General features: G+C 72.1%; 19 protein-coding genes and 1 tRNA gene. 8 read left to right on the plus strand and 12 right to left on the minus strand.

Going from position 1 to position 21,805, the window contains the following annotated elements:
* The first annotated feature begins 181 nt into the window (after positions 1-181).
* On the plus strand, positions 182-1,405 hold the full coding sequence (locus HJG43_10545; GenBank protein ID UER54906.1) for a hypothetical protein: 1,224 nt from the start codon (positions 182-184) through the stop codon (positions 1,403-1,405).
* A gap of 17 nt (positions 1,406-1,422) precedes the next feature.
* Entirely contained in the window at positions 1,423-1,995 is a 573-nt protein-coding gene (locus HJG43_10550; protein UER55894.1) for a hemerythrin domain-containing protein, read from the plus strand.
* A 171-nt stretch (positions 1,996-2,166) separates the two neighbouring features.
* Here the strand turns inward: HJG43_10550 and HJG43_10555 are convergent, their stop codons facing one another.
* Complete coding sequence (locus HJG43_10555) at positions 2,167-2,880, minus strand: haloacid dehalogenase type II (GenBank protein UER54907.1); 714 nt, start codon at positions 2,878-2,880, stop codon at positions 2,167-2,169.
* A 148-nt stretch (positions 2,881-3,028) separates the two neighbouring features.
* Here HJG43_10555 and HJG43_10560 point away from each other — a divergent pair, with 148 nt between their 5' ends.
* Positions 3,029-4,168 (plus strand): TIGR04053 family radical SAM/SPASM domain-containing protein, encoded by a 1,140-nt coding sequence (locus tag HJG43_10560; GenBank protein ID UER54908.1) that lies wholly within the window; start codon positions 3,029-3,031, stop codon positions 4,166-4,168.
* Positions 4,169-4,307: 139 nt separating this feature from the next.
* On the opposite strand, the gene HJG43_10565 is transcribed toward HJG43_10560, so the two are convergent.
* The 4 genes from HJG43_10565 to HJG43_10580 all read right to left on the minus strand — a co-directional run bounded on the left by HJG43_10565 (position 4,308) and on the right by HJG43_10580 (position 9,121).
* The gene (locus HJG43_10565) at positions 4,308-4,499 is read right to left on the minus strand and encodes a ferredoxin (protein UER54909.1); all 192 of its coding nucleotides are present in this window, start codon (positions 4,497-4,499) and stop codon (positions 4,308-4,310) included.
* Positions 4,499-5,965, minus strand: coding sequence for an alkane 1-monooxygenase (locus HJG43_10570; GenBank protein UER54910.1), 1,467 nt, complete (start codon positions 5,963-5,965; stop codon positions 4,499-4,501). The genes HJG43_10565 and HJG43_10570 overlap by 1 nt, the downstream gene beginning before the upstream one ends.
* A 100-nt stretch (positions 5,966-6,065) precedes the next feature.
* Entirely contained in the window at positions 6,066-7,271 is a 1,206-nt protein-coding gene (locus HJG43_10575; GenBank protein ID UER54911.1) for an FAD-dependent oxidoreductase, read from the minus strand.
* Entirely contained in the window at positions 7,268-9,121 is a 1,854-nt protein-coding gene (locus HJG43_10580; GenBank protein ID UER54912.1) for a GMC family oxidoreductase, read from the minus strand. Before HJG43_10580 ends, HJG43_10575 begins: the two co-directional genes overlap by 4 nt.
* Positions 9,122-9,273: 152 nt before the next feature.
* Between HJG43_10580 and HJG43_10585 the strand changes: the two genes are divergently transcribed.
* Entirely contained in the window at positions 9,274-9,891 is a 618-nt protein-coding gene (locus HJG43_10585) for a TetR/AcrR family transcriptional regulator (protein UER54913.1), read from the plus strand.
* Positions 9,892-10,126: 235 nt separating this feature from the next.
* Here HJG43_10585 and HJG43_10590 read toward each other — a convergent pair.
* Positions 10,127-10,203: transfer RNA gene (locus HJG43_10590), tRNA-Met, on the minus strand.
* Positions 10,204-10,266: 63 nt separating this feature from the next.
* Positions 10,267-13,278 (minus strand): UPF0182 family protein, encoded by a 3,012-nt coding sequence (locus HJG43_10595; protein ID UER54914.1) that lies wholly within the window; start codon positions 13,276-13,278, stop codon positions 10,267-10,269.
* A gap of 166 nt (positions 13,279-13,444) precedes the next feature.
* On the opposite strand from HJG43_10595, the gene HJG43_10600 reads away from it, so the two are divergent.
* Positions 13,445-13,984, plus strand: a complete 540-nt coding sequence (locus HJG43_10600) for a hypothetical protein (protein ID UER55895.1) — start codon at positions 13,445-13,447, stop codon at positions 13,982-13,984.
* Positions 13,985-14,001: 17 nt separating this feature from the next.
* Here the strand turns inward: HJG43_10600 and HJG43_10605 are convergent, their stop codons facing one another.
* Both HJG43_10605 and HJG43_10610 read right to left on the minus strand, forming a co-directional pair.
* Positions 14,002-15,108, minus strand: coding sequence for a PDZ domain-containing protein (locus HJG43_10605; protein ID UER54915.1), 1,107 nt, complete (start codon positions 15,106-15,108; stop codon positions 14,002-14,004).
* Positions 15,109-15,203: 95 nt separating this feature from the next.
* Positions 15,204-16,319, minus strand: a complete 1,116-nt coding sequence (locus HJG43_10610) for an NAD-dependent epimerase/dehydratase family protein (protein ID UER55896.1) — start codon at positions 16,317-16,319, stop codon at positions 15,204-15,206.
* 144 nt (positions 16,320-16,463) lie between these two features.
* Here HJG43_10610 and HJG43_10615 point away from each other — a divergent pair, with 144 nt between their 5' ends.
* Positions 16,464-17,888 carry a zinc-dependent metalloprotease gene (locus HJG43_10615; GenBank protein UER54916.1) on the plus strand — a complete coding sequence of 475 codons (1,425 nt, stop codon included), beginning with the start codon at positions 16,464-16,466 and terminating at the stop codon, positions 17,886-17,888.
* On the plus strand, positions 17,885-18,493 hold the full coding sequence (locus HJG43_10620; GenBank protein ID UER54917.1) for an NUDIX domain-containing protein: 609 nt from the start codon (positions 17,885-17,887) through the stop codon (positions 18,491-18,493). The genes HJG43_10615 and HJG43_10620 overlap by 4 nt, the downstream gene beginning before the upstream one ends.
* Here HJG43_10620 and HJG43_10625 read toward each other — a convergent pair.
* Entirely contained in the window at positions 18,430-19,659 is a 1,230-nt protein-coding gene (locus tag HJG43_10625; GenBank protein ID UER54918.1) for a PLP-dependent transferase, read from the minus strand. The two genes, HJG43_10620 and HJG43_10625, sit on opposite strands and share 64 nt — an antisense overlap.
* A gap of 107 nt (positions 19,660-19,766) precedes the next feature.
* On the opposite strand from HJG43_10625, the gene HJG43_10630 reads away from it, so the two are divergent.
* Positions 19,767-20,279, plus strand: a complete 513-nt coding sequence (locus HJG43_10630) for an Lrp/AsnC family transcriptional regulator (GenBank protein ID UER54919.1) — start codon at positions 19,767-19,769, stop codon at positions 20,277-20,279.
* Here the strand turns inward: HJG43_10630 and HJG43_10635 are convergent.
* Positions 20,269-20,811, minus strand: coding sequence for a M48 family metallopeptidase (locus tag HJG43_10635; GenBank protein UER55897.1), 543 nt, complete (start codon positions 20,809-20,811; stop codon positions 20,269-20,271). The genes HJG43_10630 and HJG43_10635 overlap by 11 nt on opposite strands.
* A gap of 130 nt (positions 20,812-20,941) precedes the next feature.
* On the minus strand, positions 20,942-21,751 hold the full coding sequence (locus tag HJG43_10640) for an enoyl-CoA hydratase/isomerase family protein (GenBank protein ID UER54920.1): 810 nt from the start codon (positions 21,749-21,751) through the stop codon (positions 20,942-20,944).
* Positions 21,752-21,805: the final 54 nt, after the last annotated feature.

The raw sequence follows: 21,805 nt of genomic DNA on the forward strand, positions 1-21,805 counted from the left end.
AGCTCTGTCCCGGGCTCAGGGATCTTCGTCCACGGCCGCATGCCCGATCGGCGACGTGGGTACACCTCCTGGTGACGGACACCGGGCTTCCAACGCCTGGAACACCAACGCCTGGAACACCCCGCAAGCCGTAGCTCCACACCCGTCGAGAATCCAGACCCGCCGAGACGAGGACGAGAACGTGGCATTCAACCCCCTCGAAGAACGAGGCCTACCCCTGGATCAGCAGATCCGCAGCTGGTGTGAGCTGAACGTCGAGCCGTTCGATCCCGACGCCGTCCACCCGTACACCCGGTGCCGCGTGATCACGATGAACGGGATCGAGGTCGAGGCACTCGTCTTCAGCCATCAGTTCGCCCGGCACACCAACGACAAGGACCTGCAACGCCAGCTCGCGCTGTCGCGTTACGTCGATCATCAGCAGCAGAAGGTGGTGAACTGGCTCCTGCCGGGCTGGTCGTCGGTCCTGGAGACCACGATCGCGTACGAGCAGGTCGCCACCGACCTGACCGCGTGGGTTGCACGCAACGAGCCCGACCCGTATCTGAAGCAAGCCTACGAGTTCGGCGTCCTGGAGGACTTCGACCACCTCTACCGATACTCCAACCTCTACGAGATGATCGAGCACCGCAAGGCGGAGAAGATCGTCGACGAGCTGACGGAGGTCATCCCGGGTCGACCGACCCGGGCGCACCACCGCCACCCGTTCGACAACGTGCGGGACAACTACGACAAGCAGAGCGCCGCAGCGATCTCGAAGCTCCACCAGCTCACGATCACCTCGGCGGAGCAGCAGACGCTGAACTACTACGCCAACGTCGGACCGCAGTACATGGAGCCGATCGCCCGGCAGCTCTACCAGGAGATCGGCCTCATCGAGGAGGAGCACGTCACCCACTACGAGTCGCTGGGGGACGGCAGCGAGAGCTGGTTCGAGAAGCTGCTGCTGCACGAGTACAACGAGTGCTACCTCTACTACTCGTTCTTCGAGCAGGAGGTCGACCCGAAGGTGAAGCAGATCTGGGAGCTGCACCTGCAGATGGAGATCGGGCAGCTGCACGCCGCCTGCGACCTGATGCGCCGGTACGAGGACCGGGACCCCGAAGCGCTGCTGCCCACTGAGCTGCCCAACGTGCTGCTGTTCGAGCCGAACAAGGAGTACCTGCGCCACCTGCTCGCAACGCAGATGGACCTGACCACGCTGGGCACGGGTTACGTGCGCGACCAGCATGAGCGGTTCGTCGCGATGCAGGAGAGGCTCCAGGGCGACGGGACACCGGTCTCCGACATGGTGATCGAGCAGCACCGCGAACGCTTCGAGGGAGCGGACTACCGATCCGAACAGGCAGGGCCGTATCCGCAGGAGGCTCAGGACCGAGCCGAGGCGCAGTGGGGTGGGTTGTGAGCACCGGTCACATCGAGATGCCCTACGGACAGATGCCGCCGCCGGACGTCGTCGAGCTGCTCGTCGCCCAGCACATGCGGATCCGGGACCTGCTGCGCGAGGTGCTGCGCACAGACGGCGAGCAACGGCGCCACGCGTTTCGGGAGGTGCTGCACCTGCTGTCGGTGCACGAGACCGCCGAGGAGGAGGTCGTGCACCCACGCGCCCGGCACGCTCAAGGCGCCGGTGGCGAGGTCGTCGACGACCGGCTCGACGAGGAGCGCGAAGCGAAGGAGCTGCTGGCCCAGCTCGACGGCATGGACGTCGACGACCCGCAGTTCCTCCCGCTGTTCACCCGGCTCCGCCAGGCGGTCATCACCCACGCGCTCTACGAGCAGCGCTACGAGTTCAACCATCTTCGCCACCGCCTCTCGACGGCGGAACGGGCGACCATGCTCACGCTCGTGCAAGCGGCGGAGCGGACCGCACCGACGCGCCCTCATCCCGGGGTCGAGTCCGCAACCGCCAACCTGCTGCTAGGTCCGCTGGCGGCGACCGTGGACCGGGCACGGGACGCGATCCGCAGCGCACGCGAGGACGGGCGGCCGTAAACGCGCTCGCCGACGTCGCGACGGCCATGCTCCGCTGCGCCGGTGGACTGCCGACCCGGGGCAACCAGCCACAGGACCCGGGCCAGTCCCCCAACTCCGGCCAGTCCTAGGACCCGGGCCCGTCCCAGACCCCGGCCGGCCGAACCGGAGCACCAGCGACGGCCGGCTGGTTCAGCGCAGCTGCTCAGCGAGGTCGAGCAGCGACCTCACCTCCAGGTCCGGGGCCGTGAAGTATCCGGGGAAGGCCCCACCAGTCCGGTTGACCCACGCGCTGCCCAGACCGGCACGGGCCGCGCCGTCGGTGTCCCACGGGTGGACGGCCACGAGCATGGCGTCCTGCGGGTCGACGCCGCACCTCCCGAGGGCGTAGGCGTAGGCGGCGGGCGCCGGCTTCCAGATCCCGGCGGCCTCGACCGACAGGACCTGCTCCACCTCGTCGCGCACGCCGGCCTCCGCCAGCAGCCGGTGCGCGATCGAAGCGGCGCCGTTGCTCAACGTCACCAGACGGATGCCCAGGCCGGCGAGGGCGCGGACGCCGTCCGGCACGTCCTCGTGCACCCTCAGCTCACCGAACCCGGCCATGACGTGAGCCACCGCGTCGTCGAGGCCAACCCTCAGCGCAACGCCGCCAAGGAGGATCCGCAGCGACTCCTCACCGATGCGCGAGAACGGCTGGGACCGGCCGGTGACGGCGAGCGCGAAACCGTCGCGCAGCAGACCGGCGAACCAGCTGGTGGCCAGATGCCCTGGCGCGCCGAGCTCCTCGAACCTGTCCGCCAGCGGGGACATGTCCGACAGCGTCTCGTTCACGTCGAACACCAGCACGCGGGGACGCCGCACCCGCTCGGGGCTCGCCTGCTGGCCGGGGCTGACGAGCTCGGGCATCGGCAGTCTCCTTCACGGACGAACGACGGTGGCCGCTGCAGCGTCCAGGCAGTCTCGCGGACGTCGAGCGTACGCTCCGGGGCCCCGAGTCGTCGCTCCCGTCACAGGGCTACCGTGCTGCCGCAGACCACTCGCGAAGGGGCTCGGAATGACCTCTCACCCGCACCACGGCATCGGCGCTGTCCGCCCCGAGGGGTGGGTCTACTCCCGCGCCCCCATGATCATCTACTGGGAGCTGACCACGGCCTGCGGACTCGCCTGCCGCCACTGCCGTGCCACCGCCATGCCGGACCCGGCGCCTGGGGAGCTGACCACGGCACAGGCGCTGTCGGTGCTCGACGCGATGACCGGGTTCGGCTCGCCGCTGCCGCACGTCGTGCTCACCGGCGGAGACCCGCTGCGTCGCGGTGACCTGGACCTGCTGATCGCCGAGGCCGGCGCCCGCGGCATCGGGGTGTCACTGGCCCCTGCGGTCACCGAGCTGCTCACCCGCGAGCGTCTGGGTCAGCTGCAGCGGGCCGGGGTGCAGGCGATCTCGCTGAGCCTGGACGGCTCGGACGCCGCGCACCACGACGGCGTCCGCGGGGTGGCGGGCACCTTCGACGCCACGGTCACCGCCCTGCAGGACGCCGCGGCGCTGGGTGTCCCGGTGCAGGTCAACACCTTGGTGTCGGCCCAGACGGTGGACGACCTCCCTGCGGTCTACGAGCGCCTGCGTCACCACACCCTCATGCGCTGGAGCCTGTTCTTCCTCATCTCCGTGGGCCGCGGCTCCCACCTGCAGGAGCTCGAACCGGGCCGGGCCGAGCGGCTCATGCACTGGCTGCACGGTCTGAACGCCGAGGCGCCGTTCCAGGTCAAGACGGTGGAGGCGATGCAGTACCGGCGGGTCGCCGTGCGCCGGATGCGCCGCGCCGGCCTGACCGACGAGCAGATCGAGGCGAGCCCGCTGGGCCGGGGCTTCGGCGTCCGGGACGGCAACGGGATCGTCTTCATCGCCCACGACGGGACGGTCCAGCCCTCCGGGTTCATGCCGATGCCCCTGGGCAGGGTCCCCGCCGACGACATCGTCGAGCTGTACCGCCACCACCCCGACCTGGTCGCCCTGCGCGACGTGACCCGGTACAAGGGCCGCTGCGGCCGCTGCTCTTACGCCCGCTGGTGCGGCGGCTCCCGGGCCCGGGCGCTGGCCCGGACGGGTGACCCGCTGGAGTCCGACCCGCTGTGCCCCTACGAGCCGCGCGACGGCGCGACCCGGCCCGACAAAGGGCGTCGCGCTACGACCTGACGCCGCGACGGACCAACGGGAGAAGGGCCAGCAGCACGGCGTCGACGGCCACGAACACGAGTGACGCCCCCCGCTCGTGACGTCGTCACGAGCGGGGGGCGTCATCCACACAGAACCACGTGAGCCGGGTTGGGCCTCCTCAGCCTTGGAGACTGAGGGCGGCGACAGGGCAGGAGTCCACAGCAGCCTGCACCTCAGTGCGTCGGGCCTCGTCGGGCTGGTCGTCGAGCACGACCACCGTCCCGTCCTCACCCACCTCGAAGAACTCGGGTTCCATGGCCTCGCACATCCCCAGGCCCTCACACCGACTCCTGTCGGCGACGATCCGCATCAGGCGGCCTCCGCCTTCTCCAACGGAACGAAGTCCAGCTTGTCGCGGACACCGCAGTCGGGGCAGCACCAGTCGTCGGGGACCTCCGACCAGGCCGTCCCGGCGGGGAATCCCTCGCGCTCCTCGCCTCTCTCCACCTCGTAGACGTAGTCACAGTTGGGGCAGCGAGCAGCCATGACCTCCTCGACCGCACCGGTGGTGAGATCGTCGGACGCTGGCTTCTCGTCGTCCTGCCCGTGCACTGGCGGTGGGTAGGCAGCCAGAACCTTCTCCCGCTTGCTGGGCTGGATGTTGGCGCGGCTGATGTCACCGCCGAAGTGGGCCAGCACCCTACGGTCCATGACGCGACGCCAGATCGGCGGGACCAGCGCGATGAGGATCATCCCGGCATAACCAGTCGGGAGGACGGGTGACTCCTCGTAGTCTCGCAGAGTCTGGTAGCGCCGCGTCGGGTTGGCGTGGTGGTCGCTGTGCCGCTGCAGGTGATACAGCAGCACGTTAGTGGCGATGTTGTTGTTGTTCCAGGAGTGCGACGGGTTGACCCGCTCGTACCGCTGCCGGCCTGGGGCACCGACCTTCTGACGCAGCATGCCGTAGTGCTCCATGTAGTTCACCACTTCAAGCAACGAGAAGCCCACCACTGCCTGCAGGACGAGGTAGGGCAGAATCTCGATACCCAGCCAGGCGATGAGGACACCCCAGAGCACCGCGGACATGAGCCAGGAGTTCAGCACGTCGTTGCCGAGCCGGAACGGGTGCTGGTTCCGGCGGGCATAGCGCTTCCTCTCCAGGTCCCATGCGCTCTTGAGTGACCCGAAGACGGTTCGTGGCCAGAATGCGTAGAAGCTCTCCCCGACTCGGCTGGAAGCCGGGTCCTCAGGCGTGGCGACGCGGACGTGGTGACCCCGGTTGTGCTCGATGTAGAAGTGGCCGTAGAAGGTCTGTGCCAAGGCGATCTTGGACAGCCACCGCTCGTGACTCTCCTTCTTGTGCCCCAGCTCGTGGGCCGTGTTGATGCCGATACCGCCGATGGCACCGATCGTGAGTGCCAGACCGATCTTGTCCACGACGCTGAGATCGCCACGAGCGATGAGCCAAAATGCTGTCACGAAGCCCGCGTACTGGATCGGCAGGAAAAGGTAGGTGATCCACCGGTAGTAGCGGTCACGCTCCAGCGCCTCGATCACGTCGTCGGGCGGGTTGGAGCGGTCAAGACCGGCGATCAGGTCAACGGCCGGCACGACACCGAACACGATGATCGGACCGATCCAGAGCCACACGCCCCACCCGGTGAGCTCGTGCAGCCCGATACCGAGGAAGGCCAACGACGGCACGACGAGGCCAAGGAGCCACAGGTAACGCTTCTTGTCACGCCACTGTGCCGTCGACCCCTCGGCAACCGTGCCGGTGGCCGCGATCCGGCCCGGAAGGGCCGACCCCTGATCTGCGGAATCTGCGCCTGCCATGGGAGAACCTCCTGTGCTGCAGTTGACAAGTGGACCGGTTAAGACGCCATGGTTGACACGTTACGGACACATGTCAAGAGGTTCGGACCAGATGCCGCCCTCAGACCACAGACCAGACAGTCTCGGCCAGCTCGACGGCGTCCCTCCATGGAGCACGACGGTGGATGAGCGCGCGGAACTTCATGATCCGGGCTGGAAGGTTCAGGCTCAGCGCACCGGTGACGCGGTCGCCCTCGCGGTAGAGCGCCAGCCACCGGTCCGCCCAGACGTCGCCGAAGAGGACGACGTCGGCGCCGTCGCAGGTCCCAACCATCTGAAGCCTTTGTCCGTACCAGTCCGACCAGAAGTACGGCACGCTGTGGTGGGCAGCTGCGGCATGCGGGTTCAGTGCGTTGCGCGCTACGGCGGTGGCCTGCTCGGAGGCAGACGTCCAGTGCTCCAGGCGCATCTCCCGAGCGAACAGTCCGTTGGTCCACCGGGCGACGTCACCGGCCGCGTACACACCAGGGACGCCGGTGGCGAGAGTCTCGTCGCAGACCACCCCGTCGGTCACGGTTACTCCCGACCCGGTCAGCCAGTCGGTCGTGGGCGACGCACCGATACCGACCACCACGACGTCGGCGGGAAGACTGGTCCCGTCGGTGAGGACGACGTTCTCGACACGGCCGTTGCCACGGACCTCCCGCACCCCGACTCCACAACGCAGCTCGGTGCCCCACCGGGCGTGCAGGCTTGAGCACGCATCGGCCATCTGCTCCCCGACTGCTCGTACCAAGGGCCGCGGTGCCGCCTCGACGATGGTGACCTCGAGCCCTCGCTTACGGGCGGCCGCAGCGACCTCCGACCCGATGAACCCGCCTCCGACGACCACCACGCGGCGTGCGGCGTCGAGGTCTCGCCGCAACGCTGTGGCGTCGTCAACGGTTCGCAGCGTGTGCACCCCGTCGACGGCGACGCCGGGCAGGTCCCGGGCATGGGCGCCGGTGGCGATCACCAGCGTCCGGTAGGGCAAGCGTGAACCGTCCAGAACCACCTCGGAGAAGTCCGTGTCGAGGCCCGTCGCCGGCACTCCGAGCAGTAGCTCGACACCGAGGTCACGCAAGTGGGACTCGTCCCGGTACGTCGGGATCCTCGGCGGCTCATCGGCATCAAGAAACCGCTTGGACAGCGGGGGACGGTCGTAGGGCAGGTGCGGTTCGGCGCCGACCAGGGTCAAGGGACCGTCGTACCCCGCCCGCCGGAACGCCTCGACCGTTCTGAGGCCGGCGAGGGAAGCGCCCACGACGACCACCGGTGCCACACTCACGAGTACGTGCCGTCCGCGGCCGGGGTCGTCACGCCAGTGGGCGTCTGGTGGCGGTCGATCGCCGACGCGCTCTGGTGCTCGTCGCCCTCGAGGCGCGCCGCTGTGGAGCGTGCCGTCCACAGCGCCGCGGGAGAGCAGTCCGGCACTACCGGGTGCCTGGGCGGTACCGGGTCGAGGCGCTGGTAGGGCTCACCGGCAGCAGGCCGCAGGTCCGGTTCGCCGTGGTTAGGCCACAAGGCGAACGCCCGTTCCGCCTGGGCCACGATGGTCAGCGACGGGTTGACCCCGAGGTTCGCCGAGATGGTGGAGCCGTCAACGACGTGGATGCCCGGGTAACCGTAGAGTCGGTGATAGGGGTCGACGACCCCGGTCTCAGGCGAGTCACCGATGGCGCACCCACCGATGAAGTGCGCGGTCATGGGAATGTTCACCAGCTCCCCGAGGGTGCCTCCCGGGATACCACCGATCTGCTCGGCGACCCGACGGGTCACTTCGTTGCCGATCGGGATCCAGCTCGGGTTCGGCTCACCGTGGCCTTGTCGCGCGGTGAGTCGCCCCCATCTGGTGTACGTGGTGAGAGAGTTGTCCTTGGTCTGCATCACCAGGGTGATGATGGTTCGCTCCGACCAGCGGCGCGGAACCAGGATTCGCAGAAACGTGCGGGGCTGCCGCACCGCCACCCCTAGTGCCTTGAGCCACCGGGGCAGCCGTCCGCCCCCGTCGGTCATCACCGTCTGCAGCAGACCCATGAGGTTGCTGCCCCGGCCGTAGCGCACGGGCTCGACGTGCGTCTCGTCGTCGGGGTGGAACGACGAGGTGATCGCGACCCCACGGCTGAAGTCCTGATCGACCTTCCGTGTTTGTGCTCCCAGCAAGGACTCCGAGTTCGTCCGGGTCAGCACCCCGAGCCGTGGCGAGATGTCCGGCAGATTGCCCGTGTCGCGCATCCGGTGCAGCAGCCGCTGGGTGCCGAGCGTGCCGGCAGCCAGCACCACCTGTGGCGCCGTGTACGTAGAGGAGGGCCGTCGCGACCAGGAGCCGGTGGCGACGGTGTCCACGGCGAAGTCGCCCGAGGGGGTCGGGCGGACCGCCACCACCGTCGTGTCAGGCACCACCCTGGCGCCGGCCCGCTCGGCCAGGTACAGGTAGTTCTTGACCAGGGTGTTCTTGGCGCCGACCCGGCAGCCGGTCATACAGGACCCGCACTGCGTGCACCCGGTGCGCTGAGGTCCGGCGCCACCGAAGTAGGGGTCCGGCAGCGTCACGCCAGGCTCGAGAGCGCCGTCACGGCCGAAGAAGACCCCGACCGGGGTGAGCCGGAAGGTGTGCCCGACCCCCATGTCGTCGGCGACCTTGCTCATCACCTCATCTGGTGCGGTACGGACCGGGTTCTGCACCACCCCCAGCATGCGGCGGGCCTGCTCGTACCAGGGCCCCAGCTCGGCGTGCCAGTCGGTGATGTGGCCCCACTGCCGGTCCCGGAAGAACGGCTCCGGGGGCTGGTACAAGGTGTTCGCGTAGTTGAGCGAGCCGCCACCCACCCCGGCGCCGGCGAGCACGAGCACTCGCCCCACCTTGCTGATCCGCTGGATACCTCGCAGACCGAGGCGCGGAGCCCACAGGAAGCGGCGCACGTCCCACGACGTCGCCGGCAGGTCCTCGTCGGTGAACCGGCGGCCGGCCTCCAGGACGATGACCCGGTAGCCCTTCTCCCGCAGACGCAGCGCGGCGACACTGCCACCGAACCCACTGCCGATCACGATGACGTCGGCGGTGCGGTCGACATCGCCGTCGAGGTGCCGCTGGGCTCCTGCAGCGCCGCGGCCCTCGAGGTTCGCTTGTGCCGTCATGGTGCTCCTTCGCGCCACAATCCACGCGTCCGCCGACGCCCTCTTGACCGAAGACTTGGCGTTGTCCTGCTGCTTGTCAAGTACGGTAAGACTGTCGGCGATGAGGCAGACACGGTGAGAGGTCGGCTGGGTCGTCGTGCGAGAATGATCGCGTGACGACGGCGAGTGAGATCCGGGCCTCGGCTCGGCAGCAGCTGCGGGAGGCCCTGCTCGACGCAGCCAGGGAGATCACCGTCACTGCCGGGTGGCAGCGGCTGCGCATGGGAGCCGTGGCCGCACGCGTCGGCGTGAGCCGGCAGACGTTGCACAGCGAGTTCGGCACCCGCGACGCGCTGGGGCAGGCGTTGATCATGCGCGAGACCCAGCACTTCCTCAACGGGGTCGCCGAGTGCCTGGAGCGCCATCCCGGCTCGCTGGGGAAGGGGGTTCGCGAAGCGGTGGAGTACACCTTGGAACGGGCCGCCGAGCACGCCCTCCTGCGCACCATCCTGACCAGTGCTCGAGGCGGCGACGACAGCCTCCTGCCCCTCCTGACGACCCGCAGCGAACCCGTCCTTCATGCCGCCTCCACGGCCCTGTGCGCCTACGCCACCGCGCAGTACCCGCACCTCGACCCGGACCATGTGGCCGAGGTGGTCGACAGCGTTGTTCGGCTCACCGTGAGTCACATCGTGCTGCCCGCCGAGCCCCCCGACGTGATCGGGCGGCGGCTCGCCCGGTTGGTGCTCAACGCCCTCGACCTGCCCGACGAGGACCTCACGGCGGAGTGAGTTCGGGGGTGGCGACCGATCAGCGCAGCTCCTCGGCGCCGTCGATCAGCTCCTCCGCTGCTTCCTCGACGGAGCAGAGTCCTGCCCCATCCGGCGACCGCCGTCTCCATGACGTCCACCACGTCGCGGCACACACTCGGTGCACGGTCGAGCGGGCAGACCAGGTGTGCAGCCGTGAGAACTCAGGAGCCGGGTTCGTAGACGTCTCGAACCCGGCTCCACCTGCAGAAACCATTGGTAGCGGGGGCAGGATTTGAACCTGCGACCTCTGGGTTATGAGCCCAGCGAGCTACCGAGCTGCTCCACCCCGCGTCGGTGAGACCACCGTACGTCGTCCCGGGGCCGGGAGGCAAATCGTCCGGCCCCGAGACGACGTCACTGGTCGGTGGCTGCGCCCGCGTCCAGCTCGGCCTCGGCGGCGAGGGCGTCCTCGATCGCCGCCTGGAGGCGCTCCTGGGCCTCGCCGTAGGCGGCGAAGTCGCCCTCGGACAGGGCCGCCTGCCCGTCCTGGAGAGCCTCGTTGGCCCGCTGCAGCGCGTCCGTCAGCCGGCTCTGGGCGTCCCCGGGCACGGTCGGCGCCGTGGTCGGGGCCGGCTCCTCGCCGTCCGCAGGTGGCTGCTCGCCCTCGGCGGGCGGCTCCTCGCCCTCGGCCGGCGGGACGGTGTCCCCGCCGGTCACCGGAGTGCCGGCGTCCCCGGCCTCCGCGCCGGAGTCGCCACCGAAGACCTGGTCGAGTGCGGCGTCCAGGGTGTCGGCGAAGCCGATCTCGTCCCCGAAGGACACGAGCACCCGGCGCAGCAGCGGGTAGGAGGTCTCCCCGGCGCTCTGCACGTACACCGGCTGCACGTACAGCAGACCGCCGCCGACCGGCAGGGTCAGCAGGTTGCCGTTGAGGACCTGGGACTCCCCGAGCCGCAGCACGTTGAGCGACTCGGACACGGCCGGGTTGGAGTTGAAGTCGTTCTGCACCTGGCCCGGGCCGTTGACGACCGAGGACCGCGGGAGGGTGAGCAGCCGGATCTGGCCGTAGCCCTCCCGTCGCTCGCCGTCCTCGCTGCCGGCCTCGGCGTCCACCGCGACGAACCCGGTGAGCACGTTGCGCACGCTCTCCCCCGTCGCCCGAGGGATGTACGTCGAGGTCAGGGAGAACGACGGGTCGTCCTGGCCCGGCATCTGCAGGGTCAGGTAGTACGGCGGCTGCGGCTCCTCCTGGTCCGAGGTCGGGTCGTTGGGCGTCCGCCAGAAGTCCTGCTTGGAGTACCACGCGTCAGGGTCCTCGACGTGGTAGCTGGACAGCACCTCCCGCTGGACCTTGAACAGGTCCTCCGGGTACCGGAAGTGGCTCATCAGCTCGCCGTCGATCTCGCTGAGCGGCCGCACCATGTCGGGGAAGACGTTCGTCCACGCCTGCAGCACCGGGTCGTTCTCGTCCCAGGCGTACAGGGTCACCGAGCCGTCGTAGGCGTCGACGGTGGCCTTGACCGAGTTACGGATGTAGTTGACCTCCTGCGCCCGCAGCGCGACCACCGACTGGGACGTCGCGGTGAGGGTGTCGATGGTGAGGTCGCCCAGCTGCTCGAGGGAGGAGTACGGGTAGGCGTCCGACGTCGTGTAGCCGTCGACGATCCACTTGATCCGCCCGTCGACCACGGCCGGGTACACGTTGCCGTCGAGGGTGAGGAACGGCGCCACCTTCTCCACCCGGTCCCGCGGGTGCCGGTCGTAGAGGATCTGCGACTCGGAGTTCACCGCGTCGGACAGCAGGAGGTTCCAGTCCCGCAGCTTGATGGCGTACAGCAGCCGGTTGACCGGCGACCCGATGTCCGGCCCCCCGTCCCCGGTGTACGTCGTGTTCCGCTGTCCGTTCGGCGCCTCGTCGTCGGGGTAGTCGAGCTCTCGCGGCGCGGCCCCCTCGGGTGCGCCGACGATCGAGAACGACGGCGAGCTCTCCCCGAAGTAGACCCGCGGCTCCTCGAGCTCGAGCTCGCCGACCGGCGGGATGCCGCGCTGGAAGAACGCCGGCTCCCCGCCGGGAGTGCGCTGGTTGCCGTAGGCGCCGACGAAGCCGAACCCGTGGGTGTAGACGGTGTGGTCGTTGATCCAGCTGCGAGCGTTGTCGGCCAGGCCGTCGAGGTCGAGCTCGCGCACCGCCACGACGGCGTCCCGCGTCTCCCCCTCGATGTCGTACCGGTCGACGTCCAGGGTGTCGGGGAATGCGTAGTACTGCCGACCCTGCTGCAGCTGGCGGAAGGCAGGGCTGACCAGCGACGGGTCGAGCAGGCGGATGGACGCCGTCGTCTCGGCGTCCTCGCGCAGCGCCCCCGGCTCCCCCTCCTCCTCGGCGTTGTAGGGGATCTCCTCGACGTCGTCGATGTCGAACGCCGCCCGGGTCGCCTGGATGTTGCGCTCGATGTACGGGGCCTCGCGCGACTGCTCGCTGGGCTGGACCTGGAAGCGCTGGACGACGGCCGGGTAGATCCCACCGACCGCGATCGCCGAGACGACCATGAGCCCGACGCCGACGGTGGGGATCCGCCACGTTCCGGTGAACGCCGTGGCGACGAACAGCACGGCGACGATGACGGCGATAATGGCCAGGATCGTCCGCGCGGGGATGACCGCGTTGACCCCGGTGAAGCCGGCGCCGGTGAACAGCCCGCTGTCGTCGATGACCTGGGAGTACCGGTCCAGCCAGTACGAGCCGGCCTGCAGCAGCACGAGCAGCGCGCCGAGCAGGGCCAGGTGGACCCGGGCGGCCTTCGTGGTCCGCTCCCCCGGCCCCTGCAGGCGGAACCCGCCGTACAGGTAGTGCGTCGCCGCACCGGCGAGCGCGGCCAGGACCACGACCGCGGTGAGAAAGCCGAGCACGAACCGCAGGAACGGCAGGGTGAAGACGAAGAACCCGATGTCCATCCCGAACTCGGGGTCGGTCGCACCGAACGAGGTCCGGTTGAGCCACAGCAGCACGGTCTCCCACTGCTGGGCGGCGGCGGAGCCGGCGAACAGGCCCAGGCCCGCGGGCAGCGCGATGAGCACGAGCCGGCGCAGCGGTTCGAGGGACTCCCGGTAGCGGTCCAGGCTCTGCTGCTCCGGGGACACCGGGGCGTAGACCGGGCGGCTGCGGTAGGCGAAGGAGAGGCTGGCGAACACCGCGGCCGCCATGATCGCGGCGCCGGCGACGAACAGCACGACCTGGGAGACCAGCCGGGTCCGGTACACCTGGCTGTACCCGACCTGGTCGAACCAGAGCACCTCGGTCCAGATCTCGGCGGTGACCACGAGCAGCAGGACGATGGCGCCGAGCACGACGAGAGTGGGCACCAGCGGGCTGCGCCGACGGCGCTGGACCACGGGGCGGCCGGCTCGGGGGTCGGAGGGGAACGTCACGGGGCGTCGGACCTCACTGGCGTCGGCGTGGCATCGGCACGGTACCCGGCGGTGCCGCTCGGGACACCACCGGAACTGCTGGGCTGTCCCCTAGGTTCCCACGTGCGACCATCGTGGTGTGCACCCGGCCACCAACGAGCCCTTCCCGTCCGACGGGCCGGCCCCGATGGACCACACCGGGCGTGCCCTGGACCGCGCCGTCCGCGAGCTCGAGCGCCACGTCGCGCGTGGCGGCTGGGACGGCCCGGTGCGGGTGTTCGCCCTGATCCGGACCGCACAGGCGATCGCGCGGGACCCGAGCCTGCGCCAGCAGCTGCCGCCGGACCTCGTCGCCTCCGCCGACGCCGACCCCGAGCACGTCACGTCGGTGGAGCAGGAGGGACTGCCCGAGGTCGACACCCTCGAGGAGCTGCTCGGCCGGATCGCCTGGCCACCCACCGTGGACGGCGCGGCGATCGTCGTCGAGCGGATCGTCGTGCCGCCGGAGGCCGAGGCGGGCCTGCCGGCCGACCCGGACGCCGCCGTCGAGCAGCTGCTCGCCCACCCGGCCCGCGAGGACGTCCGGATGGCGGCCGGCGTGCTGCGCTCGGGGCACTCGGCGTGCGCGCTGCGGACCCGCCGTCACGACGACGACGCGGCCGTGGCCAGCGGCACGGACCTCGTCCCCGGTCTGGTCGAGGCGCTGCGGCGCACCCTCGAGGACTGACCGCTCGAGGACTCACGTCACCGGCAGGTCGGCAGGTCGGCGTCCGCGCCGTCGGCGATGGCCTCGACCGCGTCCCGCGCCTCCCCCAGCGTCTCGACCCGCACCACCTGCAGGCCCTCGGGAACCGCTCCGACGACCTCGTCGCAGTTGCCCGCCGGGGCGAGGAAGTGCGTGGCCCCGCTGCTCGCGGCGCCGACGAGCTTCTGCCGGATGCCGCCGATGGGGCCCACCCGCCCGGAGGAGTCGATGGTGCCGGTGCCGGCGATCCGCTCGCCGCCGGTCATCGCCCCCGGGGTGAGCTTGTCGACGATGCCCAGGGCGAACATCAGCCCGGCGCTCGGGCCGCCGATGTCCTCGATCTGGATGCTGACGTCGAACGGGAACTCGTAGCGGGGGTCGATGAGGACCCCGAGCAACGTCTCTCCCTCCGGCCCGCGGGTCGTCGTCACCTCGACCTCGACGGGCGCCCCGTCGCGCTCGACGCGCACCGTGACCGGGTCCCCCGGGTCCACCTGCTGCATCCGGTCCCGCAGCTGGGGCAGGTCCGGCACCTCCTGGCCGTCCACGGCGAGCACGACGTCCCCCTCGGCCAGCATCTCCTCGGCGTCCGAGCCGGGAGAGAACCCGGCGACGGTGAGCGTCGTGGGCACGGGGATACCGAGCTCGTGCATCGCCGCGGCGGTCGCGTTCTCCTGGGAGGACACCATCTCCTCGGTGTTGCGCTGCTCGATGTCCTGCTCGGTGACGTCCGGCGGGAACACCTCGTCCTCGGGCAGCACCGACTCCTCGGGGCGCAGCCAGGCGAGCAGCACGTCGAGGGCGAAGACGTCCCCGCCCGGTCCGCCGAAGACCGACACCGTCGTGAGCTCCAGCGCGCCGTCCGTCGGGTACGTGGAGTGCCCGTCGACCTGGATGAGGGGCTCGCCGCGGTACTCCCCGAGGGTGTCGCGCACCGGGCCGGGCTTCATGATCGCGAACGGGAGGGGCACGACCGCCAGGACCGAGAACAGCAGGATCCCGAGGAAGGCCGGCAGCAGCGCGCGGGTCGCCCACCCCAGGCGGTGCCGCGCGGAGCCGGCCGTCCCGCCGTCCGCCTGCTCCTCGACGGAGACCGGTGCGCTCACCGGGACAGCCTAGACACCCGCTCCCTGGGAGCACCCTGGGAAGAGCAGCAGCACTGCCGTGCGGGTGACGGGTGCCAGGGTCACCGGTGCCTGGGTCACCGGCGCCGGCGCCGGACCCGCGCCTGCCGCCAGGCCGCCGCCGTGCCGACGAGGGCGACGGCCGCGCCCGCCGCGCCGAGGGCCGCGTCCCGCCGGTCCAGGCGCCGGGCGGCGAGCGCGTGGTGGCCGCGGACCTGCTCGAGCAGGACGCCGAGACAGGTCTCGTTGTCGTAGCGGGGCCGCCAGCCCGCCTCCCGCAGCCGGGTCGAGGGCACCACCCACGGGTGGACGACGTAGGCCAGGTCCTCCGGCGGCATCGGCAGCACCCGGGCCCGGTGCAGTCGCTCGGCGGTGCCGAGGGCCAGGGCCAGCGGCAGCTCCATCCGGCGCATCCCGGCGAGGGTCGCCACCGACTGCTCGGTGAGCACCCCGTCGCAGCCGACGGTGAGCGGACCGGTGAGGTCCTCGGTGACCGCGGTGGCGACCGCCTCCCCCAGGTCGTCGACGTGGCAGAACTGCCACAACATCGCGGTGCCGGTGGCGGTGAGCAGGCGCGGTGCCTCGAAGTGCCGGGTGACGACGGTGTCGACGCCCTCGCCGACGAGGGCGGCCGGGCGGACGACGGTGGTCCGCACGCCAGGGTGGGTGCGCGGCACCCGGTCGAGCAGCCACTCGACCTCCAGCATGTCGCCGACGAGGCCGTCGTCGCCGTCCCGGCGCAGCGGTGCGTCCTCCGGCAACGGCACCGGGTTGTCCGGCGACGCGCCGAGCACCATCGCACTGGTGACCACGACGAGCCGGCGGGCGCCGACCGCAGCCGCCGAGGTGAACACGGCCTGCGCCGTCCGGACGACGCGCGCCCGCCGCTGCGCCGGCGGCTCGGCCAGGGCAGCCTCCAGGTCGTCGGAGGCGGCGACGTGGACGACGACGTCGACGTCCCGCAGGCACTCCGCGACCGTGGGCTCCGCCAGGTCGGTGACCCGCCAGTGCGCGCCGTCCACCGGGCCGCGGACCGCGTCGACGGCCACGACGGCCCGGACGCGGCCGGCGTCCGCCTGGCGGAGCAGGGCTCGGGTCACGGCCTGCCCGGCGGGGGACGCCGCGCCGGTCACGGCGACGAGCGGACCGCTGTCGCTGCGCCCAGAGCGAACCTGACCCGTCACGGACCCCACCGAGACTCCGCTCACCCGCACCGACCGCCTAGCGTGTACTGGGTCCCGTCATCTACTGGATCCCATCGTCTGCTGGACCCCATCATCCCCATCATCATCGTCCGGCGTGCCCACCGCACCCAGGACCCGCCAGGAGGCCTCCGCATGACCGACGACCGCGATCGCCGTCCCGACGAGCCGGAGGAGCCCCAGGACCCGCTGTCGGAGATGCTCGGCCGGCTGCTCGGCGGTGGCGGGCTCGGCCCGGGCGTGCCCGGGCTCGACCCGGCCCAGATGGCCGCGGCCGGCCTGCCGTCGGACCCGGCGGTGCTCGCGCGGATCCTCGGCCAGGTGCAACGGATGCTCTCCACCGCGAGCGACGAGCCGGTCAACTGGGAGCTGGCCCGCGACGTGGCCCGCCAGGGCGCCGCCGCCGGCGGCGACCCGGCCGTCGGCGACCGGGAGGGCCGCGCGGCGGTCGAGGCTCTGCGCCTGGCCGACCTGTGGCTCGACGAGGTGACCGACCTGCCCGCCGCCGGCGCGGCACCTCGGGCGTGGTCGCGCTCGGAGTGGGTGGAGGCGACGATGCCGACCTGGCAGCGCCTCGCCGGACCGGTCGCGACGTCGGTCGCCGACGCGATGGCCGAGGCGATGACCCAGCAGGCCCCTGAGGAGCTGCGTCCGATGGTCGCCGCCGCCGGGACGATGATGCGCCAGGTCGGCGGCGCCGTGTTCGGGATGCAGGTCGGCCAGGCCGTCGGCGCGCTCGCCGGCGAGGTGGTCTCCGCCACCGACGTCGGCCTGCCGCTCGCCGGCAGCGGCACGACCGCGCTGCTGCCGGCCAACGTCGCCGCGTTCGGCGAGGGCCTCGAGCTGCCGCTCGAGGACGTGCGGATCTACCTGGCGCTGCGCGAGGCGGCGCACGCCCGGCTGTTCGCCGCGGCCGGGTGGCTCGCCGCCCACCTGCTCGGGTCGGTGGAGGCCTACGCCCGCGGCATCCGGATCGACACGGCGGCCATCGAGCAGGCCGTGCAGTCCGTCGACCCGACCGACCCCCAGGCGCTGCAGCAGGCGCTGTCCGAGGGGCTCTTCGAGCCCGAGCGCACGCCGCAGCAGCAGGCGGCGCTGTCCCGCCTGGAGACGACGCTCGCCCTCGTCGAGGGGTGGGTGGACGAGGTCGTCGACGCCGCCGCGCGGGAGCGGCTGACGTCCGCGGGGGCGCTGCGCGAGGCGGTCCGTCGTCGTCGCGCCGTCGGCGGTCCGGCCGAGCACACCCTCACCTCGCTCGTCGGGCTCGAGCTGCGCCCGCGCCGGTTGCGGGACGCCGCGACCCTGTGGGCGACGCTCGAGCAGGCGCGCGGCCGCTCCGGCCGGGACGCCGTCTGGCAGCACCCCGACCTGCTGCCCACGGCCGAGGACCTCGACGACCCGGCCGGGTTCGCCGCGCGGCGCGGCGACGCCGAGGCCTCCTCGGCGGACGTCGACGCCGCCATCGAGCGGCTGCTGCACGGCCAGGACGCCGGTGAGGACGGCGATGACGGCGGTGGCGGAGACGAGGACCCCGCCGAGGGCGGGACCGAGCGCGGGTGACGCTGCTCGACACGACGGTCGCCGCCCTGACCGCGTGGTGTGCGCCCTCCGCTGCCCAGGACCGGCTACGCGAGGACTACCTCGCCCACCTCGCCGCCCACCCCGACGGGCTGTGGCGCGACGGGCCGCCGGCGCACCTCACCGCCTCCTGCGCCGTGCTCGACCCAGCGGGCCAGCACGTGCTGCTCACCCACCACGCCAAGGCGGGCGTGTGGGTGCAGTTCGGCGGGCACCTCGAGGACTCGGACGCCGACCTGGCGGCCGCCGCGCTGCGGGAGGCGCGGGAGGAGTCCGGCGTCCCGGACGTCGTCCTCGTCCCCGGCGGGCCGGTCGACCTCCACCGGCACACGCTGTCGGCCGCCTTCGGGCGGTGCCGTGAGCACCTCGACGTCCTGTACGCCGGCGTGGCTGCCGCGGACGCGGTGCCGGTGGTCAGCGACGAGAGCCACGACGTCGCCTGGTGGCCGGTGGACGCCCTCCCGGCCGGGACCGTCGCGGACCTGCCGGCCCGGCTGGCGGCGGTCGTGGCGGCGGTGCGGGGCTACGCCCGCGGCGTCGACGCCGCCGAGGGCTTCGACGCCGCCGACGCCGCGTCCAGGGCCTGACGCAGGTCCGCGAGCACGTCCTCGGGGTCCTCGAGCCCGACCGACAGCCGCAGCAGGTTCGGGTGCGGCTTGGCGTCGGCGGCGACGGGCCGGTGGGTGAGCGCGGCGGGGTGCTGGATGAGGGTGTCCACACCGCCGAGGGACACGGCATGGGTGACCAGCCGGCAGGAGTCCGCCACCCGGCACGCCGCCTCGTAGCCGCCGTCGACCTTGAAGGCGAGCATCGCGCCGGGCGACTCCATCTGCCGGCCGACGAGGCCCTGCGGGTCGCACTCGGCCAGGCCCGGGTAGTGCACCCGGGTGACCGCCGGGTGGGCCCGCAGCCCCTCGGCGACCTTGCCGGCGTTCTCGCTCTGCGCCCGGACCCGGACCGGCAGCGTCGCCAGCCCGCGGTGCAGCAGGTAGCCGGCGAGCGGGTGCAGCACCGCGCCGGTGATGGCACGGACCCGGCGCAGTCGGGCGGCGAGGTCGGCCGCCCGCGGTCCGGCGGTGGCGACGACACCGCCGACGACGTCGCCGTGGCCGCCGAGGTACTTGGTCGCCGAGTGCATGACGAGGTCGGCGCCGAAGGTCGCGGGTCGCTGCAGCACCGGGGTGGCGAAGGTGTTGTCGACCAGGAGCACGGCCTGCGGCGCCCGGTCGCGGACGGTGGCGGCGACGGCCGCGAGGTCGACGAGGTCCATGGTGGGGTTGCCGGGCGTCTCCAGCAGGACCAGCCCGGTGTCGGGGCGCAGCGCGTCGCCGATGCCGGCCGGGTCGGTGTAGGTGACCTCGGTGCCGAGCAGGCCGGTCGCCAGCAGGTGGTCGCTGCCGCCGTACAGCGGCCGGACGCCGACGACGTGCCGGTGCCCGGTCTCGGCCAGCCCGAGCAGGACGGCGGACAGCGCCGCCATCCCGGAGGCGAACGCGACCGACTGCTCGGCCTCCTCGAGGTCGGCCAGCGCCTCCTCGAACCTGGCGACGGTGGGGTTCCACAGCCGGGCGTAGACGTGGCTGTGGCCCTCCTGCGGCAGGCCGCCGGAGGCGAGGGCGTCGTAGCTCTCCCCGCCGATCTCCACCGTGGGCAGGGGGTTCGTCGTCGACAGGTCGATGGGCGGCACGTGCACGCCGGCCTCGGTGAGGCCGGACCGGCCGGCGTGGACGGCGCGGGTGCTGAACGCGGTCATGTCCGCATGATGAACAGTCCGCTGACGGATAGCCAGGATGTCGACGATGATTCGGTGACACGGCGTCCGGTGCGCCGATGTTGTTGGTGTGATGCGGAGGTGCGGGGATGACGCCGAACAATCTGCGGGGTGCGCGGGCAGGGCCCGCAGGCCGGTCGGTCCCGCTGGACCGGGTGGACCGGGAGATCCTCGCCGCGCTCGTCGAGGACGGCCGGCTGGCGAACAACGCGCTGGCGGCCCGGGTCGGCGTCGCCCCGTCCACGTGCCTGGCCAGGGTCCGCGAGCTGCGCCGTCGCGGGGTGCTGCGCGGGGTGCACGCCGACGTCGACCTGGCCGCCGTCGGGCACGGCCTGCAGGCGATGATCGCCGTCCGGTTGCGCTCGCACGACCGGGCCGAGGTCGAGCGGTTCCGCCGCACCGCTCCGGACCTGCCCGGCGTCGTCGCGCTGTTCCACGTCTCGGGTGCCGACGACTACCTGCTGCACGTCGCGGTCGCCGACTCCGACGCGCTGCGGGACTTCGTCCTGGACCACCTCACCGGGCACCCGGCGGTCGTCCACGCCGAGACGAGCCTGATCTTCGAGCACGTCCGGGGCACGACCGACCTGGTCAGCGGCTGACGACGTCGCCGGCGGCTGCGTCGTCCGGGGCTGCGTCGTCGGCCAGGTCCGCGTCGTCGGCTAGGTCCGCGTCGTCGGCCAGGTCGAGGTCGGCGGCGGCGCTCACCCCCTGGAGGTAGCCCCGCGCCCGCTCGGTGCGCGGGTAGCCGTCGAGCAGCGCCCAGAACGCCGGCCCGTGACCGGGCTCGATGAGGTGCGCCAGCTCGTGCAGCAGCACGTAGTCGAGGACCCAGCCGGGCATCCCCTGGACCCTGGTGGAGATGCGGATCGTCCCGTCGGCCGGGGTGGCCGACCCCCACCTGGTTCGCTGGTTGCCGGCCCACCGCACGCTCGTCGGCACCGACCGGCCCTCAAGGTAGCGGGCAGACAGGTCCCGGGCGCGGCGCTCGAGGTCCGCGTCGCCGGGCCGCCGGCGCTGGTCCTGCGCGGCGAGGCGGGCGAGCATCCGCTCCACCCAGACGGCCTCCTGGTCCGCGGTGAACCGCGCCGGGATGCACACGACCGTCGTCCCGCCGTCGCGGTAGGCGGTCACGGTGCGGCGACGGCGGCGGCTGCGCCGCACCTGGACCGGGGGCGACGGGGCAGCCATGGCCTCACGTTACCTGCGTCACTCCCGCGTCGGCGGTCGTCCACAGGCCAGGGACGCGCAGGCTCGCGTCGGCTCAGCGACCGCGGAACACGGGGCGGCGCCGCTCCCGCTGGGCGGCCAGGCCCTCCTGCAGGTCCTCGGTGGCCAGCGTCACCGCCTGTGCGAGCGCCTCCCACTCCAGCGCCGTGGCGTGGTCGGCGTGCCCGCCGCCGCGCAGGGCGACCGTCGTCAGCCGGGTGGCTATCGGGGCCCGGGCGGCGACGTCGGCCGCCATCGCGAGCGCGACGTCGAGCACCTCCTGGGCCGGCACGACCCGGGAGGCGATCCCGAGGCGGCCCGCCTCGACGCCGTCGACCATCCGGCCGGTGAGCAGCAGGTCACGCGCGACGGCCAGCCCCGCGACGTCCGGCAGGGACCACGTCGTCGCCATCCCGGCGTGCATGCCGAGCGCGGTGAACGGCACCCCGAGCCGGGCCTCCTCGGCGACCACCCGCAGGTCGCAGGCCAGGGCCAGCGCGAGACCTGCACCGACGGCGGCTCCGTTGACGGCGGCGACGGTCGGGACCTCGAGGTCCCGCAGCACGAGCCACTGCCGGTAGAAGCCGATCATCCGCCGCCGCAGGGTGGCGACGTCGGCGTCGCGGTCCGCGCCGATCCAGCTGGTGTCACCGCCAGAGCAGAACGCCGGCCCGGCGCCGGTGACGACGACGCACCGCAGCTCCGGGTCAGCGGCCAGGTGGGCGACCGCCCGGCCCCAGGACGCCGTCATCGGCGCGGACATCATGTTCCGCCGCTCGGGCAGGTCCAGGGTGAGGACGGCGACCCCGTCGTCCCGGCGGTCCAGGCGCAGGTGCTCGAGGTTCAGGTCAGGGGCCTGTGGCATGGCCGCACGGTAGCGGCTGCGACGCGCCGGACCACCGCCGCGGGTGAGCACGGC

It is taken from the genome of Kineosporiaceae bacterium SCSIO 59966, assembly GCA_020881835.1.
Lineage (GTDB): Bacteria > Actinomycetota > Actinomycetes > Actinomycetales > SCSIO-59966 > SCSIO-59966.